The organism is Fluoribacter gormanii (genome assembly GCF_900156395.1).
Classification (GTDB): domain Bacteria; phylum Pseudomonadota; class Gammaproteobacteria; order Legionellales; family Legionellaceae; genus Legionella; species Legionella gormanii.
In genome coordinates this window covers 1-16,853 of sequence record NZ_FTNL01000040.1, presented here as the reverse complement: position 1 = coordinate 16,853, position 16,853 = coordinate 1, and the positions used below count along the sequence as shown (strand labels likewise).

The following is a 16,853-nucleotide window of genomic DNA, read 5'->3' as shown; positions in this document are numbered from 1 at the left end:
CCCAATCAATGCAAAACAGTTTTCCTGGCGACCATAGCGGTTTGGAACCACCTGATTCCATCTCGAACTCAGAAGTGAAACGAACCCGCGCCAATGATAGTGTGAGGCTTCCTCATGTGAAAGTAGGTCATCGCCAGGGTTTTATTACTAAAAAGCGGCTTAATGCCGCTTTTTTTTTAAAATATATTCAGCAACTTTTAATCGATAATTCATAATTCAAGGCTTGGCTCTACTAATCTACACTATGTTTAAATAGTGCCGTACGCTTTTGGATCGCAAAAGTGACAATATGTCACTTCTCCAACAGCAAAAAATCGATCGCTCTACCGGTGATGAATGAGAATTCCTCTCACTGGCCAACGAGTACATTCCATAGAAATAGACTCTTCACGGATGGATGGGGTTTCTGTTTTTCTTGAACGTTACTGGAAAAACAGTGATGCTGGAAAATCAACTTAATACATTAAAAAACAGAACAACTGGAGGTTGTTTAAATTAACTGAAATGGGTCTTTGCATGATATTTTCTTAAAGTGTATACAACTTTTTAGATTGATCCGGGCTTTACTTTACCAGTTTATTACTATACTTAAAACAGGTGTATGGCCAGGATGAAAGCATGAAAACAGTTGTAGTCTCTATTAAACGACCTGGCAGATATAAAGGTCATGAGTTTCTTACGAAAGTGTTTGTGAATTTTGATGATAATCCATTTGAATTTCTTGATGAACCTGATAAACCCCAAAATGCAGCCGCAGAAGAAGAACAACTTAAATCGCTTGCCCAATCGATTGTCGCAGAAAAAATAAGTGATAATGATATAGATTTAACCAACGAAAATCAAAAATTACGAACACATGTTTTAATTTCAGGAAAAAAAAATGGTGCGTTACAAGTAGACTATACTGTTTCTGGCGGAGTAGAACTACTTAGCACATCATCTCAGAAACCAAATCTCAAAGCAGTACTTCAAAAACAATTTCCAACGGCAACGTTTTCAGATACTTATGGGGAGATTGGCGCTGAGCACACATTGGGGATGCCGTTAATTCCTGAAAACATCCTTACTATACTTCAAGAAAAGAAAAAGAGTGCTGCCATAGCAAAAGGAAAAAGAATTCTTGCCAAACAAAAAGAAGAGTTTCTTACTAAAGGTCCAATCAAGTTTCCTGACCTCGTTGCGTTTCCAGCATCTATAAAAACGACAGCAAAAAAAGATATTAACCTGAAAAATGCAGTCGAAAAATTGCGTACACTTAATGGAGATAATAGCAAATTATATGAAGTTCATCAGAAAATAGAAACTTGTGAAATAGAAATTAAGGCATTAGATGAACAATTAACTGAATTAAAAAAGAGAGAAGCTTCATTGGCTGAAGCTATGAGCAAAGATGAACGCTTAGTATCTTTTGCACAAAGCCATCTACAAACATCAATGAATGAATTACAACAAACAAAACTATCAGTGGAGAAGAAAATATCCATTTTCCGTACAAAATTATCTGAAGCGAAGAAATCTTTTTCTGAACATGTAACCCATAGCTATTCTCAATATGAAACATATGAAAATACGTTGCAATTCACCAAACAAGTGATACTTGCTGCACTTTATAATGCAGCATTAGATTATTACAAAAAAATCCTTAATGACACAGTTGGAAATGTAGAGAATCGTAAAAAAATGATAGAAGAATTCAATCAACGTTTTGCTCGAATTGCAAACATTGATGACTGTGGCAACGTCAAGCCGATTGAAGAAACTTATAATAATTTCGCAGGTGCATCGCTTTCACAAGTAGAGGCATTTACTAACGAGCTCATAGAAAAATGTGATTTAGGTATTACTTCCCCTAAATTTATTGAAACATGTTTAGAAAAGGCCAACAAGTATTGTGTAGAGAAATATGAGCCGCTTTTTAGTAACCTGATTTATACCGATGCAGCACAAACAATGCCGTTTATCATGGAGAAAAGTATACCATTACCATTTGGACTTAGGTGGCTAAAAAAGATTAATTTAAATATAGGGTTTGAACAAAGTCTAAGCTTCGCTATCCAATCTGCATCCGATCCTGTGAAATTAGCCAGTGAATCGTCAAAAATTCCAGAGAAAGATGCTATAGGCGCTCAACAATCTGCCCTGCAAACAGCAGCGACTAAATTGACTAATGTAGATCAAAAAGTGAAAAATTTTCAGCGATATATAGAACTCAACGATAAATTAGAAGCAAGAAAAGTATTAGCCTCAAATCAAAAACGGCAGATTGATAAAGTAACCGAGTATTTTAACAAGGTGCGTGATTCCATCGTAGACCAAATTAAAGACCAACCTCTAGAGGTTCAACAATATGTGCTTAATAATATTGAACCGCAATTAGCAAAATCCGTTTTTAACCAACTTTCTGAAAATAACAGAATGTACTTAGCCAAGGGGTTACCTTGGTTAGCTGAAGCTTCCGAAGCATCAGATATCCAACGTCTTACCAAAAAATATGAAGCATTAGCTACTGAAATTCTAATAGCAGAAGAGAACTTAAATAAAATAAAAGAAAAAGATATTCGGGTTGAACAGTTAGAAGAGCTTGGGTCTGCATTAGATAAAGTTGGGGAAAACGTACTTGAACAGAGGGAATTGCAGCGTGTCATAGAGCAGAGCAAATCCTACGAAAATGATGATTTATTTATACAGGATTATTTAGTATTTCAAAAGCAATTAACTGATGCAAAAGAAATACTCGCAAAACAAATTCAAGACGCTGAGAAAAAATTTGAACTGTTAACACAAGCAAACGCGAGTGAGGAGCAGCTAGAGACATTTAATATCGTGCGACAATCTCTTAAAGAGATGAGTTCCTCTTTTGATAATACCGAGTATCAACGAAATAAACCTGAGCAAAATACAGAAGAATTGCAACGCCTTACTAATATGGCTACAAGCATGTATGAGAGACTCCTTGACGAATATAAACGAATTGATGAAAGGATAAAATCTGAACAAGAAGCTTCAATAGCTCAGGAACAAATGATACAGACATCCCAAAACTTACAAAAAAATGGTCCACCACCATCCGACAAAGCAACGCCTGAGGAGGGGACGAACCAAAAAAATGCTCAGGAACAAACGTCACAGCCCCCACAAAACTTACAAGGAGATGATCCAAACAAAGTACCGCCTGAGGAGGGGACGAACCAAAAAAATGCTCAGAAACAAATGTCACAACCCCCACAAAATTTACAAGAAGATGATCCAAAAAAAGTACCTCCTGAGGGACTAGATCTACCCCAAAGACCTCAACAAAATGACAATTCACACTCACCAACTGATAGTAATATGAAAAAGGAGGTATTGCCCCCTAGCAAGCCTGGACCAACAATAGAAACTAAAATTCGAGAGATATATGAAAGATATAAACAAGCAGTTGCAGAGGAAACTAAAAAATTATTTTCAACAGATGCGCATGGCTGGGATAAGCTTTTTGAGGCACATAAAAAAGGAGAGGAGGATAATCCTGATGAATTTCAAAAAAGATATACTCAAGAGGCAACGGACCAAATTCAAAAAGATAAAGCTGTTATTTCACTTGAGGATATCATTAAATTAATTGAAGGAACTGAATGGAAGACTGGGATTGGGATTGGGATTGGGATCTCGAAGAGCAGATCTCAAATTGAAATAGATGGAAAAAAAACACCGGTTCCCAATCATATTTATAAGATTTATCAGCAAGCTAAACTTGGTACAGGAAATCCTGAACTGGCTCATGTTGCCATGAAGGAAATAAATAACATTGCGACAAGAGCAATTAATCATTCGGTCTCCGTCGCTAAAGCTTTAAGAAAAAGAGACCAGCAAACTCAAGATGCATATAATGCAATTGAACTACATAGTAGAAATCTTTAACTCTTGGGATTTATGCGTGGTATGTTTTACTTTAAGAAAGAATTCAGGAGTTCCTCAAGTAAAGTCCTGGATATTAAGTATAATCTTGAGTTAATATTTCGGCCCTTTTTAAGGGCAGTTTGTTTCTATATATAAAAGTCATATCACCCTCTCTAGGCTAACTGTATTTTATCGAGTTTCTTATGTATTATTTTTGGAGGAATTTTTAAATAAAACATACAGGAGGTAATTATGTGTCGTAGAGGTTATGCAAATACTTTTATTGCTGTTTCATTGGCCTTGTTGATTATTCCATCGTTTTCCTCTGCAGCACAAAAATCTCATCTTCGCGGACAGCGTTATTGTGAGATTATTTATAGTAAAAATCTAATGGATTATGTCGTCTACAATACAATCGGCCTCAATGATTGCCCACAAAGTGTCTGGGGTAAAATAACACCTGAGTATGTGCAAAAAGAAGTAGGAACGTCCCATGTCCATTTAAATGGTCCTCGTTACTGGATGATCGATGGAATGCAAAATTCCGATTTAGTAAGTACTAAGATTAAGAAATTTAATGGGCTAGCAATGCGAGAGGCTGGTGTAATTCATATCAGTTTAAAGGATTTATTATTAAATCATCCTTATGAACTACGAAAAGTTGCCCGTAAAACAACTTGGGTCTATGAGGCTGGCAAACCGGTTTATGAGCTCATCGACCCCAACGGAAATGTATTTGTCATGCAATCTTTTAGTGTTCAAAAAAGACCTCAAACGCAACAATCCCTTGCTCAGCTGAGTTCAAGACTTACTTTACCCAAGCAATGGAAATTCAAAATGGGAATTATTAAAAATACAGAAACGGTAGAAGCTATTGATAACATGGCTGTAGTTGTTCAAGATGATTTTTTAAACACTTATCAACAAGCAACCCATGATCTGCTTGCAGATAAAGGGAGCTTGTAAGAAGCATTTTGACGGAATAGGTTTTAAGGCTCATCTTCCAAGTCATAGAATGAGCCTTGAGATCTGTAATTTTATTGCTCATTTAGAGCTGTAATTGGAGAAGGAGTGGTTCTTTGTGCACCGGCAGTCAGCATCAAGTTTTCAGTGTTGCTTGAGTGTGAATGAATGAAGGCTGGTTAATGCTGGCAACAGATGGAATGCCCCCCATCTCATGACAATTATTTTGTTGTATGCCCTCAGAAAAAACAGTTGAATATTTTTTATTGCATTGCGTGATGATAAAATTTCTCACTTTTTATTAGGTAAAATAAATCATTATGTACAATAAAATTGAGAGAACTGTAAGGAAATGGTTGCCTGAAAATGTGCAACCAGAGTGTGTTGAAAAAGTCGGTTTACAAATAGTGACCGAAAGGCAGGAACGTGTTCTTAAAAATCCAAACTCTTATATTGATTATGGATACAGTTTCCCTGGGGTAAACCTTACCAAGCAGCTTTGCCTGGAGTCCGTTCGGGAGCTTTATGCGACACAAGGATTAAGACCCGTCGTTGCTGATTTAGGTGCTGGGTTTGGCACCATGACTTGGAAATTACTAGCAGCTGGCGCCCAAGTTGATGCTTTTGAAAAGCAAGTTCCTACTGCGAAAGAATTACAAAAGCGTCTCACAAGTATGGATAAGGAGTTATGGAGTGGTGAAGATCTAAACGATATTCTTAGAGTATATGCAAAAAATGCTCTTTCAGAGTTGGAAAATCCCGAATTTGAAAATCGTTATGATGTGATTTGGGTCTCGCAAATGTTACATTTCCTAACTCCTGACGAGATGAATCAGCTAGTACAGCTATTTAAGAAGATTCTCAAAACTGGGGGAATGATTTTTATTGAAATGAATTCACCCCAAACACTCCAAAGCTTGGACCCTCTCAAATTAATCGAACATTCTGTGGAAAACGCCAAAAAATTAAAATTTGAATATCCTGGGTTTCTATGTGTTAATGCCGCCACATTAATTAACCATAATACCTCCCAGATAGATGGTAAAATGGTTGTATCTGTATTTGATCAGGAACAAATGCAGACAAAATCCATCCCTATTGAGGGAAATGCCTTTGGTGTGGGCTATTTAGGTCATTCTAATAGCCATGATAATGAGCAGTATCTGGCCCAATTTATGAAACCTGGATATCAATATTCAGTGAATCGTTTTTATCAGACGGCCAATTGGTTTGATGATGAAATTGCATTAGATACGTTCGAGAAGGCTGGTTTTGAAACCGCCTGTTACTACTACGGCTCTGATGGGCAAAAATACTACACGAGATCCACGCTCAATGATAAAGATGCTGTTGCCTTATCCATCTTTCTAAAAAAATCATCACAGCTCGAGTTGGATGAAAAGCCAAAAGAGTTATCTGTAGTGTTAAAGTATGGAATTTTTAAAGCAAACCATCATGAATATCTTTTGGTTGAGGCGAAGCAATTTTGTAGGGAAGATGTGCAATACGAATCACTTTTAAAGGCTATTGAAAATAAGGATTATGCGCTAGCATTACGCAAAGCATCAGCTGCGGCTTCTCTTCCTCTTGTCCGATTACTGTTGAAATTTAGTAAAAAGTTGGCTTTTGATATAAATCAACCTTCTCCTTCTAATGGTCTGACAGCATTAGATTGGATCAGAAATACGGATGATAGAAACGTTCCAAATAAGCAAGAGATTATTGGTATTTTAGAGCGGTATGGTGCGCTTACAAAAGATGCTTTGCAATTATTAAGTGCAGCACAGCAAGTTTTATAAACCATAAATCTCAATGCAAACTTATCTTGCCCATGCTCTGCGCGGGCAAGACTAGACGGCAATCGATGTTTTAATTGACTCTTTTTCTTGGGTTCCTTGGGTTGGATTGTATTTACCATTTTCTGGAAATGAAGAAATTTTTCCAAAGGCTTTGTTAAGAGGAGTATGTCTTGCCCTAGTTGTCTTAACTGGTCAACCTGAGAGGTTCGTCTATGATTGAGTAGGAAATAACGCTCAACTTGATACAATAAATCCCCCAGGTCCTAACTCCGAAGAGTGATATTAATCTATGATAAGCATGGGTTTCTGTATTTCTACTTTTTAAGCACAGAGTTTAATCAAGCGGCGGTTCAAAATTAAAAGTAAAAATAGTTCGAGTCAAGACTGTTTTTTTATTTTTTATTTGTATAAGATAGCTGTGTTTAAATTTATTTCCTTGTCCATTGTCTGTGGATATCTTTTTTACCAAATTATAACCGATTAATCAGTAGCATATTAAAAACCTTACCGTGTCTGAATTATAGCATTTTTAAATTCCTGCAATTTCGTTTAAGTTATTCACATTTTCTGTGGATAAGTCTGTTTATAGTCTGTCAAACTCCTTGTATAATTTAGAAGTTAATCAGATGATTCATCATTTACCAAGGTGTTTTTCATCAGTGTACAAGAGCAATAAAGCGGTACTACATTTTAAAGAAACAGTGGGAATATGATGTGGGGCCGGTTTGCTTATGTAGCCTCTTATGACACGTTAAAATACCAATTTTATCTATCCAATTCGATTGAAATTACCCCTCGATTTAATATTGTTCCGGGGCTGAGGTGATGCGTACATGTTTTCTTATTACAGCTGATGCTAATGCACTCATGGAGTCAATATTCTTATGATGATTTGGAAGGGTATCGAGTCACTACCTTAGTGAATAAGGCTGATGTTGACTATCCATTGGCAATGGAGCCATTATCTAAAAAAATTGAAAGAAAAATTTCTTATTATTCTCGAAGACTTAGTATTATTTTAGTCCGTATAGCTTTTAGGAGGGCTTTACAGCGTGTTTTTCCCTGTCTATGATATTTGTACGTAAATCAAAAAAAGAGTTATTATGTCACCACGAGGCGGAAAAAGAGCAGGGGCCGGGCGTCCTAGGGGTGAGCCTACCAAAGCAGTGCGTCTTCCTATATCTCAGCTTGCTGAATTAGAGGAACTAAAGAATCGGGCAGCATACCAGTTGCCGGTATTCGCAAGTAAAATACAAGCCGGATTTCCTTCGCCTGCTGATGATTATATAGAGGGATATCTCGATTTAAATACCAAATTCATTAAACATCCTGCAGCTACATTTGTTTTGCAAGCCACCGGAGATTCGATGGTGGATGCAGGTATTTTTTCTGGTGATTGGCTTTTAGTCGATAGAAGCATAGAGCCTTCAGATGGACGTATTGTGATTGCGGCAGTCAATGGTGAACTCACCGTAAAACGCCTTTCAAAAAAGGCAGACAAGATACAATTGCTTCCTGCTAATCCCAAATTTAATCCCATTGATATTACACAAGAGGATGATATGGTGATTTGGGGGGTAGTGACTTTAGTTCTTCATGAGCCAGCCTAACATGTTTGCGCTGATTGACTGCAATAATTTTTATGCCAGCTGCGAACGTTTGTTTCGTCCTGATTTAAAGGATGTTCCCATCGTGGTGCTATCCAATAATGATGGATGTTGCATTGCGCGCTCGAATGAGGCTAAAGCCTTAGGCATTGCCATGGGTGAGCCTTATTTTAAAATTAAAAGTTTGTGCAACCGGCATGGAGTAAAAGCTTTTTCCTCGAATTACACTCTTTATGGCAACATGAGTCATCGCGTGATGTGTACTATTGAAGAAAGTTGGCCGCATTTGGAAATCTATTCCATTGATGAAGCCTTTCTTGATTTAAGTAGCTTACCGACCGCCAGCCATGACTCCTTTTGCGAGCAGCTGCAGAAGAAAATCCTAAAGCACACAGGAATACCTACCTCCATAGGTATTGGACCCACTAAAACATTAGCGAAGGCAGCCAATTATCTTTGTAAAAAGGTCTTTAAAATACCGGTATTTAATATCACATCAAATCGTGAGCAATTATTAAAGCAAATTTCAGTAGGGGAGGTATGGGGGGTAGGGCGACAATGGGAAAATAAATTAATCGCGAAAGGTATTCATACGGCCTATGATTTGGCAAGGACCAATCCTCATCTTTTGAAGAAGAGTTTTAATGTTGTTTTGATGCGTACCGCGCTTGAGCTTCAAGGAATTGCCTGTGGTGCTTTAGAAGAGGTAGAGCCGAAACAAAATATCATGTCATCCAAAAGTTTTGGGCAGATGCAAACACAACGTTCCTCGATTGCTGAATCAGTAAGTAGTCATTGTGCACGTGCGGTGGAGAAAATGCGTCACCAAGATTTGTTGGCGCAACGCATTGCTGTTTTTGTCCATACCAATCGGTTTCGTGAGGATTTGGCCCAGCACTTTCAATCCATAGAATTTCGATTGATTAATCCAACGGATGATTTGCGATTAATTACTAAAATCGCAAAGCGATGTCTTCATCGTATTTTTAAACCAGGATATTACTATAAAAAAGCAGGAGTAAGTCTTCTTGATTTAATTCCTAAGAATCCACGACAATTGGACATCTTTCATCAGCCGAGTGATGAGCACTTACATCATACGGAGCAATTGATGAGTGTGTTGGATCAAATCAATCAAAAGTATGGAAGAAGCACGATTCGACTTGCGGCTGAAGGATATTCAAAACCTTGGGCTATGCGCGCAGAGCTTAAATCACCTGCTTATACCACGCGATGGTCTGAAGTTCCTCAAGTTCGTTTGTATTAAGAGGCATATTATGGATGAACACAAGGATAAAATTGATACGAGTCCAATCAGAAAAATCATTCATATTGATATGGATTGTTTTTATGCCGCAATCGAAATGCGTGATTTTCCTGAGCTTGCCAATAAACCCATCGCGGTGGGAGGGGCAGCTGACCGAAGAGGAGTTATTGCCACCTGCAATTATGCCGCACGAGCCTATGGGGTACGCTCCGCCATGCCGACAGCACACGCATTAAAGTTATGTCGTCACCTCATTTTACGGCCTGTACGCATGGACGTTTATCGAAACGAAAGCCAATACATTAGGTCCTTATTTGAAGAATATACCGATTTGATTGAACCTTTATCTTTGGATGAAGCCTATCTTGATGTGACGAATTCTACTAATTGTAAAGGGAGTGCGACCTGGATGGCCCAAGAGTTACGAGAGCGCATTTATCAGACACGACAATTGACTGCGAGTGCAGGAATTGCGCCAAACAAAAGCTTGGCAAAAATTGCCAGTGATTGGCATAAACCCAATGGGCAAAAGGTGATTAAGCCAGAAGAAGTGGCTTCATTTATGATTGATTTACCTGTGCGCAAATTATTTGGTGTGGGTCCTAAAATGGAAGAAAAACTAAACTCTTTGAATATTAAAACATGTGGCGATGTACAACGCCATTCAGTGGACTATTTATTAAATGAATTTGGCGTTATGGGGCAAAGACTTTATGATTTAGCGCGTGGTATTGATGAGCGTCCAGTTAATCCTGAGCGTATTCGAAAATCAATAAGTGTTGAAGAAACTTATTTACATGATTTACCCGATGTGGAATCTTGTTTTGCAGCACTACCTGAATTATTGGCTCGTCTGGAAACACGAATCCAACGTGCGGGGGCATTGTCCTCAATACACACTCTTTTTGTTAAATTAAAATTTAATGATTTTCAGCAAACCACGGTGGAGTGTGTGCATGATCATCTCGATGTAAATATTTTATGTCAACTTGTCCATGAAGGTTTTTTGAGAAAACGTATGCCAGTCAGGTTGTTAGGCATAGGAATCAAATTGAAGCAGGAGCGAATCCAGGAGGGCATTCAACTCGAATTAAACTTAGATGAGAACGAATTAGATAATTAGGGCTTATTGGTTATTTCAAATTTCATAGCCTCTTTATTCCAATAATTGATTTTTCCTGTATTACTCATCCCGCATTTGATTAATACATTTTGTGAAGGGGTATTTCCAGGATGGACTACAGCAATTAGTTTTTGCAAGTTAAGTTTTTGAAACGCAAATTGAATTAGAGAGGTGGTAATTTCTGTGGCATACCCATTTCCCCAGTACTTAGGCAATAAAGCATAAGCGAGTTCAACCTCGGGTTGATTGTCATCATAATTGAGGTGGATAAGACCTGCTCGACCGATAAATTCATGTGAGTCTTTAATATAAACCGAGCCTAAACTAAATTGATGTTTGTGATAATGATGAATTGCTTTTTCTAATCCAAGCGTCACTTCATTTTTATCACGTACCCCATTACCTATAAAACTCATTACTTCAGAATTTGATTGGAGTTGATACAGATTATCAAAATCATTAGGCGTTGGTTCCTGAATAATTAGCCTGGAAGTAGTTAATAATACATTGATTGGATTTTCAAGAACCATGAATTCTCCTATTCATTTTTATATCAGTACACATGTTGGCAATGAGGATGTATATTCTATCTTGTCATTTTGATGTGCTCTATTTACTTCATTTAGGAAGGTTTTACCCCCTCTTTTTAAATTCAATTTAGAGCCTGATAACTCAGGAAAAGATTGAGTTGATGCAACTGAGGTTTCAAGCAATTCAATACCAAAATTTAAGTAATGAATCGTTCGAATCTCACTATTTACCAGCCCTTGTACGCTATGTTGATAGTACACTAGTGGGTTTTCTTCTGTAGTAGAAACGCTAAAAAACGAGCTTGAGGCGAATTTGTTCGACTCTACTTTGTCGTTTTCGAACAGTGCTTTCATTGCTTTAGTAAAGAAAGGGATGCATGATGCATTATCATTAAAGCTTCGATAAAATGGGCAGGCAAATCCTTCCTCTCCTATTTGAAATATTGTTTTACTACCCACTTTTTTACAAAAATCTTTGCTCGCATAAATAGATAATGTAATGGTGGAAATCTTTAAGCTGCTGTCTTCGATTATTTCACCAGCGAGGTGTTGCCTACCTTTTAAATAAGTAGTTATGGTGTTCAATAAATCAGGTGGAATTTTATCTTCATCATTAAGCGTATAAGGATTTTTGAATGTAGCGCCTTTCATTGCTTGATACGTAGGTTCATCAACAAAAATTCTGAGTGAAATAGGGGTAAGACCATCCTTTAAATGCCCTACATATTCTGAAACCAAGTGGTTAGTATATGCAAGTACTCCAGGCAATTCGGTGACTTTATTAAGCGACCTTGTTTTACCAGAGGCCTTATATTTAACTTCAACGGCATAGCGAAGTGATTCATTAATCTGATCTTCTCCATTAAAAACCTGGGGATGTACAACACCTCGTAAACCTCCACTTCCAACGAAATAATCAGTTTCAGGGTATTGGCTTTTTAATTCATCAAAATCTTTAATTTCCTGATATTGAATTTTAATTCCAATAGATGTGGCATAGTCTCTTAGTTTTTTTTCCAAATCACTGATAATCACTTTAGAAGGAATACCATCAAGCACCTCTCCAAAGCCATTACTTCTATCCATTCCTGCAAAGGAACTTTGTTCAACATACATTCCATGATTGCGTATAGGAACCTCATATTTTTCAAACATGAGAATTTCTTTTTCTGGAAATTGTAGTTTTAATTGTATTGCACCTAAAAGACCAATAGGTCCTGCACCAATAAAAATTATATCAGCCATATGCAGTATTCATGATATAGAAAACAGGTAATTATAATACCAAGCAAAGATTTATTTGCATCTAATTTTCAGAATTGATGCAGTGAATCCGGTATAGAATTGAACTATAAATGATTTATAACAATAAAATGTATCTCTCGATAAGCCATTATCTTGCACGCTTTTGATATATTCCCCAACGCTTCGGCTAAATTAAGAAGACCAGCTTTGTGTTTAATGATTTTAACGTTATTATGTATCATGAGGTTTTTTTTATTTTGAGTTCGAACTTCTGTCAAAACTGGAAACTCTTACCTTTACAAGGGGTTATGTCAGATTAACTCAAAACTAAATTCAATTAAGGTAATGATCAATGTCTAAGGATATCAAAATTCTCGTTATTGGTGCTGGTATAGCTGGTCCTGCAATGTGTTATTGGCTAAAAAGATTTGGCTTTTCTCCTGTCTTGATTGAAAAATCTACTGCCATTAGAAAAGGTGGTCAGGCACTGGATGTCCGTGGCGTAGCAACTCATATCGCTAGAGAAATGGGTATCTATGAGCAAATATGTGAAATGCGTACCCGAATAGAGTGTGGTCGTTTTGTAGATACAACAGGGAAGATGCTACATGAAGAGCATGGTGAGAAATTCGGTTTCAGGCAAGACGATGAAGCCGAAATTCTAAGAGGTGATTTGATTGAAATTCTGATGAAAACAATTGCTGATGTACCTTGTTATTTCAATCAATCCATTATTAGCATGCAGCAGAATGCTGATAACGTTACAGTCAATTTCAAGGATGGTAAGGTTGAAAATTATGACATAGTTATTGGTGCGGATGGCATTCACTCTGCTACAAGGCGCATGATTTTTGATAAAAATGAATATCAGTTAATTCATCTAGGTTCATACATTAGTACATTTACCATTCCAAATTACCTTAACTTGAGTCACATCGACCTAGAATGTGAGGCCAATCATAAATTGGTATCAATCAATAGCGATAATAACCCTGAAATAGCAAGAGCTGGATTTATGTTTCGCTCTCAACATATCCTAAAAGATATCCGTAATGAGAATGAGCAAAAACAATTCCTGTTTGATACTTTTCGCGATTTTGGCTGGGAAGCACAAAACATTTTAAATCGAATACCAGAAAGTGATGATTTTTATTTTGATGCGATAATGCAAGTAAAAATGAATAGTTGGACCAAAGGTCGAATAGCGCTTATCGGCGATGCAGGGTACTGTCCTTCTCCATTATCTGGCCAAGGTAATAATTTGGCATTTGTTGGAGCATATATCTTAGCGGGAGAATTAAAAGCCGCTAATGGAGATTATATGCAGGCGTTTACTCGTTATAATGCACTACTACGTTCCTTCGTTGATACCAATCAAGAATTTGGTGTTTGGGTTAGCAAATCATTTCTTGTAGAAAATGAGGTTTCCAAGGAAATTGCAGAAGAACGATCGAACAGAGTCCTAGCCATGATAAAGTCAGTTTCAAATGCGATTACCTTACCTCAATATGAATAATCCTCTTGAGCTAAGGGGTTAAGTTACCAGATACTCATTTTTGATGGGTTGAGTTTGCATTATAAGCACCTCAACCTGGAGGAGCTGGCCTTGAACTTTGATTATTTTTTCCTTGCGATGTTTTTGTTCAATTATCCTGATCGTCAATAGATTCAGCGACTTTAAAAAGCGTTTTTTCACCCACGAAAATGATGTTCTTGAAATGCATCATCTTTGCTTTCGGTCGCTTCTTTAGGAGAAGAATGTATTTTGTTAGGTTGGACCGCAAAATACAATCCATAGCCTGGATGTTCCTCGACTATGATTTGGCAATTAACCAGGGAAATTTGTTTTTCTAAAAATTTGGCTGGGTCTTGAAGCCGCATTTTTTTTGAGCGCTCATCGTCTTTAATTGAGTCGAGCAAATTTGAAATTTTTTCTGCAAAAACAGGCGAAAAGAATATTTTGCATGCTAATCTCCATATTCTGAATCGGTATCTTGTTTTGGATTATCCCAACGGTTAATACAATTAATTTCTATATCAAACAAATCAAGAACACGCCCGATACTATGGGTTACTAAATCTTCAATTGTCTGAGGTTTATTATAAAAAGCAGGGACCGGTGGTGCAATAATTGCCCCAATTTCTGTAGCACGCTTCATATTTTCAATGTGTCCAAGATGGAGTGGAGTTTCTCGGACCATCAAAACTAATCGTCTGCGTTCCTTTAAAACAACATCAGCTGCACGAGTTAATAAATTGGAAGTCGTCCCACATGCAATGTCTGCTAAAGTCCTCATGGAGCAAGGCGCAACAATCATACCTGCAGTAAGATAAGAACCACTTGAAATGCATGCAGCAACATCATTAATCGAGTAATGCTTGTCTGCTAAATCATAAAGTTCCGTGGCCGAAAGTTTTGATTCATAAGCACGAGTTTGATGAGCCGCTTTCGAAACAATAAGATGCGTTTCATATTCTGTTTTGGCTAATAATTCCAATAAACGGATTCCATAAATGATTCCAGATGCTCCAGTAATACCAATGATAATCCGTTTTTTTTTCATAACTTAACCTTTAAAGATTCCAAAAAGAAAAAGAGTATTCATTCAATCATCTTAGATAGTGTTTCATAAAATTGTATATATTTAAAATGCAATCTTTGATTGTGCATCCATTTTTTATCTATTATTACATTTTTATTCTTCTGTTTGTATAGCGCCTGGCTGACCTCCAGAAAATGAAATGAATAGTTAATGCCCAATAAGATAAGGATGTAAATAATGAATACAATTTGCAATGAAATTATGGCACAGGAACAAAAATTACTAGCCAGAAATGAACCAGCCGCTCTTCTGGCTGAATTAATCGACGATGAATTTATCGAGTATGGCAGTAATGGCAAAATGAATGATAAAAATGAAGCGGTCCGTTGGCTAGCAGAACCTAGTCCGTTAGAAATTAGAGGCATGAATTTTGAGACAAAATTTTTATCAGAAGATGTCATTTTGTTGAGCTATATCAGCGAAATAAAAGAAAATCATGGTTCAGAAAGCAAATTTTCAAGACGTATCTCGATTTGGCGAAAAAAAAACAGTACATGGAAGATGATTTTGCATCATGGAATATCAATCGAAAAGCCCTGCATAAGAACCTGAGAGATCTACTTTGGAAAGGGACTTTGCCAGAGTGGTTTGTCCCTTTCGGAATGATTATTGTTCATAGCCATAGAGATACCAATTCATTAATACTTTATTCCTTAACTCTTCTGGCCAGTTTGTTTGGAATTTAGCTGGAGCTGGAATGAGTACAATCATCAGGCTTTAAGCAGGTTCATTCTTTAAATAAATAGTTTGAATGGGGATAACCAAGGCAAATCGAAATGCTTTTTTATCCTATCTATTCAGTAAATTAATTAAGAGTTCAGAATTGGGGTTTTGAACAAGTTCCTCTTTTTGAGCTTTCGAAAGTGTTTTGATGTAACGTTCGATGCGCAGTGCTTTTGTTTTATTGCCTTTAATTTGCCAGCTTTGAGCAATTAAGATAGGCTTAAAACTTCTCGTATACTTACTACCTTTTCCTGAGAGGTGAGCTTGAAACCGTTTTTCAAGATTATCTGTATAACCTGTGTAAAAACTTTGATTGCTACAGAGCAAAATATAAACCCAATAGATTTTCTCAGACATGTTGCAGATTAACTTACTGATATTTAAATTAGTTCGACTATAGCGAGTCTCATATCACTAATCAAAGGATATAATGGAGGAAAATCAAAATAGGGAAACAGATGGTGTTCACTTTGCCCAGGAATTATGTGGAAATGTAGCCATTAAAGAAATTTTTCGTTATGCGAAGCCCGTTCATGTTGAGATGGGCGATTATAGAAAGTCTTTTTGAAAGTGAAACAGTTGATTATCTAACAGGGGAAGTAAGATGAGATTTGCATGTAATATAGATAAAACAGATCGGATAAACCGGACAATAATTGGTGCAGCACTTTGTATTGCGGCACTGTTTGGAATGGGAAAGTATTTTTATATCGCACTAGGACTGGCATTGATCATAGAGGGCATTGTTGGTTGGTGCACTATCCCTTATGTGCTAAGTAAGATCAAGCGATTGTTCTAAAAACGATAGATTATCATTACGAACGGTACAGCCGGAAGAGGTTATATCTGAATTTTCATATGAGGTGAAATTTTGAGTCACTCTATTCTTCTGCGATACTCAAGAAACAGGAATGGATACGAGTCCAAATGAAATTTCACCTTTCCAAATTGCTCTAGCCATAATGCCCCTGATGAATAAGAAGATTTCTTAATTTTAGACTATTTAATAAGTTAATCAGATAAATCAAGTTATTAGGCAACGTCCCTACAGTTTTTTTATAGGATTTTCCAAACTGAATCTGAGCACAGATTGTTTAGGTTCGTTCGATTTGCC

Annotated in this window: 17 protein-coding genes, 1 rRNA gene and 1 pseudogene; 13 read left to right on the top strand and 6 right to left on the bottom strand. The window is 37.0% G+C overall.

Annotation, left to right across the window (positions count from 1 at the left end; genetic code table 11):
• Positions 1-23: 23 nt before the first annotated feature.
• The 9 genes from rrf (at position 24) to dinB (ending at position 10,638) form a co-directional block, all read left to right on the top strand.
• Positions 24-139, top strand: a 5S ribosomal RNA gene (gene rrf, locus BW930_RS16275).
• Positions 140-336: 197 nt separating this feature from the next.
• Entirely contained in the window at positions 337-459 is a 123-nt protein-coding gene (locus BW930_RS17470; RefSeq protein WP_265657154.1) for a hypothetical protein, read from the top strand.
• Positions 460-618: 159 nt separating this feature from the next.
• The gene (locus tag BW930_RS16270; RefSeq protein WP_058468855.1) at positions 619-3,900 is read left to right on the top strand and encodes a proline-rich domain-containing protein; all 3,282 of its coding nucleotides are present in this window, start codon (positions 619-621) and stop codon (positions 3,898-3,900) included.
• Between the two features lie 231 nt (positions 3,901-4,131).
• A complete protein-coding gene (locus BW930_RS16265) occupies positions 4,132-4,845 on the top strand; it encodes a hypothetical protein (RefSeq protein WP_058468856.1) in 714 nt (237 codons plus the stop codon).
• A 317-nt stretch (positions 4,846-5,162) separates the two neighbouring features.
• Positions 5,163-6,641 (top strand): class I SAM-dependent methyltransferase, encoded by a 1,479-nt coding sequence (locus BW930_RS16260; RefSeq protein WP_082647080.1) that lies wholly within the window; start codon positions 5,163-5,165, stop codon positions 6,639-6,641.
• 859 nt (positions 6,642-7,500) lie between these two features.
• Complete coding sequence (locus tag BW930_RS17415) at positions 7,501-7,713, top strand: hypothetical protein (RefSeq protein ID WP_238587892.1); 213 nt, start codon at positions 7,501-7,503, stop codon at positions 7,711-7,713.
• A 31-nt stretch (positions 7,714-7,744) separates the two neighbouring features.
• On the top strand, positions 7,745-8,251 hold the full coding sequence (locus BW930_RS16255; RefSeq protein ID WP_058468858.1) for a LexA family protein: 507 nt from the start codon (positions 7,745-7,747) through the stop codon (positions 8,249-8,251).
• A complete protein-coding gene (locus BW930_RS16250; protein WP_058468859.1) occupies positions 8,238-9,515 on the top strand; it encodes a Y-family DNA polymerase in 1,278 nt (425 codons plus the stop codon). Before BW930_RS16255 ends, BW930_RS16250 begins: the two co-directional genes overlap by 14 nt.
• A 10-nt stretch (positions 9,516-9,525) precedes the next feature.
• Positions 9,526-10,638: a DNA polymerase IV gene (gene dinB / locus BW930_RS16245; protein ID WP_058468860.1), complete on the top strand. Its 1,113-nt coding sequence runs from the start codon at positions 9,526-9,528 to the stop codon at positions 10,636-10,638.
• On the opposite strand, the gene BW930_RS16240 is transcribed toward dinB, so the two are convergent.
• From BW930_RS16240 to BW930_RS17045, 3 genes and pseudogenes are all read right to left on the bottom strand, one after another.
• Positions 10,635-11,168 (bottom strand): GNAT family N-acetyltransferase, encoded by a 534-nt coding sequence (locus BW930_RS16240; RefSeq protein ID WP_238587893.1) that lies wholly within the window; start codon positions 11,166-11,168, stop codon positions 10,635-10,637. The genes dinB and BW930_RS16240 overlap by 4 nt on opposite strands.
• Before the next feature lie 18 nt (positions 11,169-11,186).
• The gene (locus BW930_RS17410; protein ID WP_238587894.1) at positions 11,187-12,413 is read right to left on the bottom strand and encodes a hypothetical protein; all 1,227 of its coding nucleotides are present in this window, start codon (positions 12,411-12,413) and stop codon (positions 11,187-11,189) included.
• A 105-nt stretch (positions 12,414-12,518) separates the two neighbouring features.
• A pseudogene (locus BW930_RS17045) lies at positions 12,519-12,655 on the bottom strand (helix-turn-helix domain-containing protein); the annotation flags it as partial.
• Between the two features lie 110 nt (positions 12,656-12,765).
• Here BW930_RS17045 and BW930_RS16220 point away from each other — a divergent pair.
• Complete coding sequence (locus BW930_RS16220; protein WP_058468861.1) at positions 12,766-13,929, top strand: tetracycline destructase; 1,164 nt, start codon at positions 12,766-12,768, stop codon at positions 13,927-13,929.
• 176 nt (positions 13,930-14,105) lie between these two features.
• Here the strand turns inward: BW930_RS16220 and BW930_RS16215 are convergent, their stop codons facing one another.
• Complete coding sequence (locus BW930_RS16215; RefSeq protein ID WP_058468862.1) at positions 14,106-14,294, bottom strand: hypothetical protein; 189 nt, start codon at positions 14,292-14,294, stop codon at positions 14,106-14,108.
• Positions 14,295-14,380: 86 nt separating this feature from the next.
• Positions 14,381-14,977 carry a UbiX family flavin prenyltransferase gene (locus BW930_RS16210; protein WP_058468863.1) on the bottom strand — a complete coding sequence of 199 codons (597 nt, stop codon included), beginning with the start codon at positions 14,975-14,977 and terminating at the stop codon, positions 14,381-14,383.
• A gap of 216 nt (positions 14,978-15,193) precedes the next feature.
• Between BW930_RS16210 and BW930_RS16205 the strand changes: the two genes are divergently transcribed.
• On the top strand, positions 15,194-15,568 hold the full coding sequence (locus tag BW930_RS16205) for a DUF4440 domain-containing protein (RefSeq protein ID WP_238587895.1): 375 nt from the start codon (positions 15,194-15,196) through the stop codon (positions 15,566-15,568).
• A 237-nt stretch (positions 15,569-15,805) separates the two neighbouring features.
• Here the strand turns inward: BW930_RS16205 and BW930_RS16200 are convergent, their stop codons facing one another.
• Positions 15,806-16,096 (bottom strand): GIY-YIG nuclease family protein, encoded by a 291-nt coding sequence (locus BW930_RS16200; protein WP_058468865.1) that lies wholly within the window; start codon positions 16,094-16,096, stop codon positions 15,806-15,808.
• Between the two features lie 73 nt (positions 16,097-16,169).
• On the opposite strand from BW930_RS16200, the gene BW930_RS17240 reads away from it, so the two are divergent.
• Together BW930_RS17240 and BW930_RS16195 are read left to right on the top strand one after the other, a co-directional pair.
• Positions 16,170-16,307, top strand: a complete 138-nt coding sequence (locus tag BW930_RS17240) for a hypothetical protein (protein ID WP_154668523.1) — start codon at positions 16,170-16,172, stop codon at positions 16,305-16,307.
• 36 nt (positions 16,308-16,343) lie between these two features.
• Positions 16,344-16,538, top strand: coding sequence for a YgaP family membrane protein (locus BW930_RS16195; protein ID WP_058468866.1), 195 nt, complete (start codon positions 16,344-16,346; stop codon positions 16,536-16,538).
• Positions 16,539-16,853: the final 315 nt, after the last annotated feature.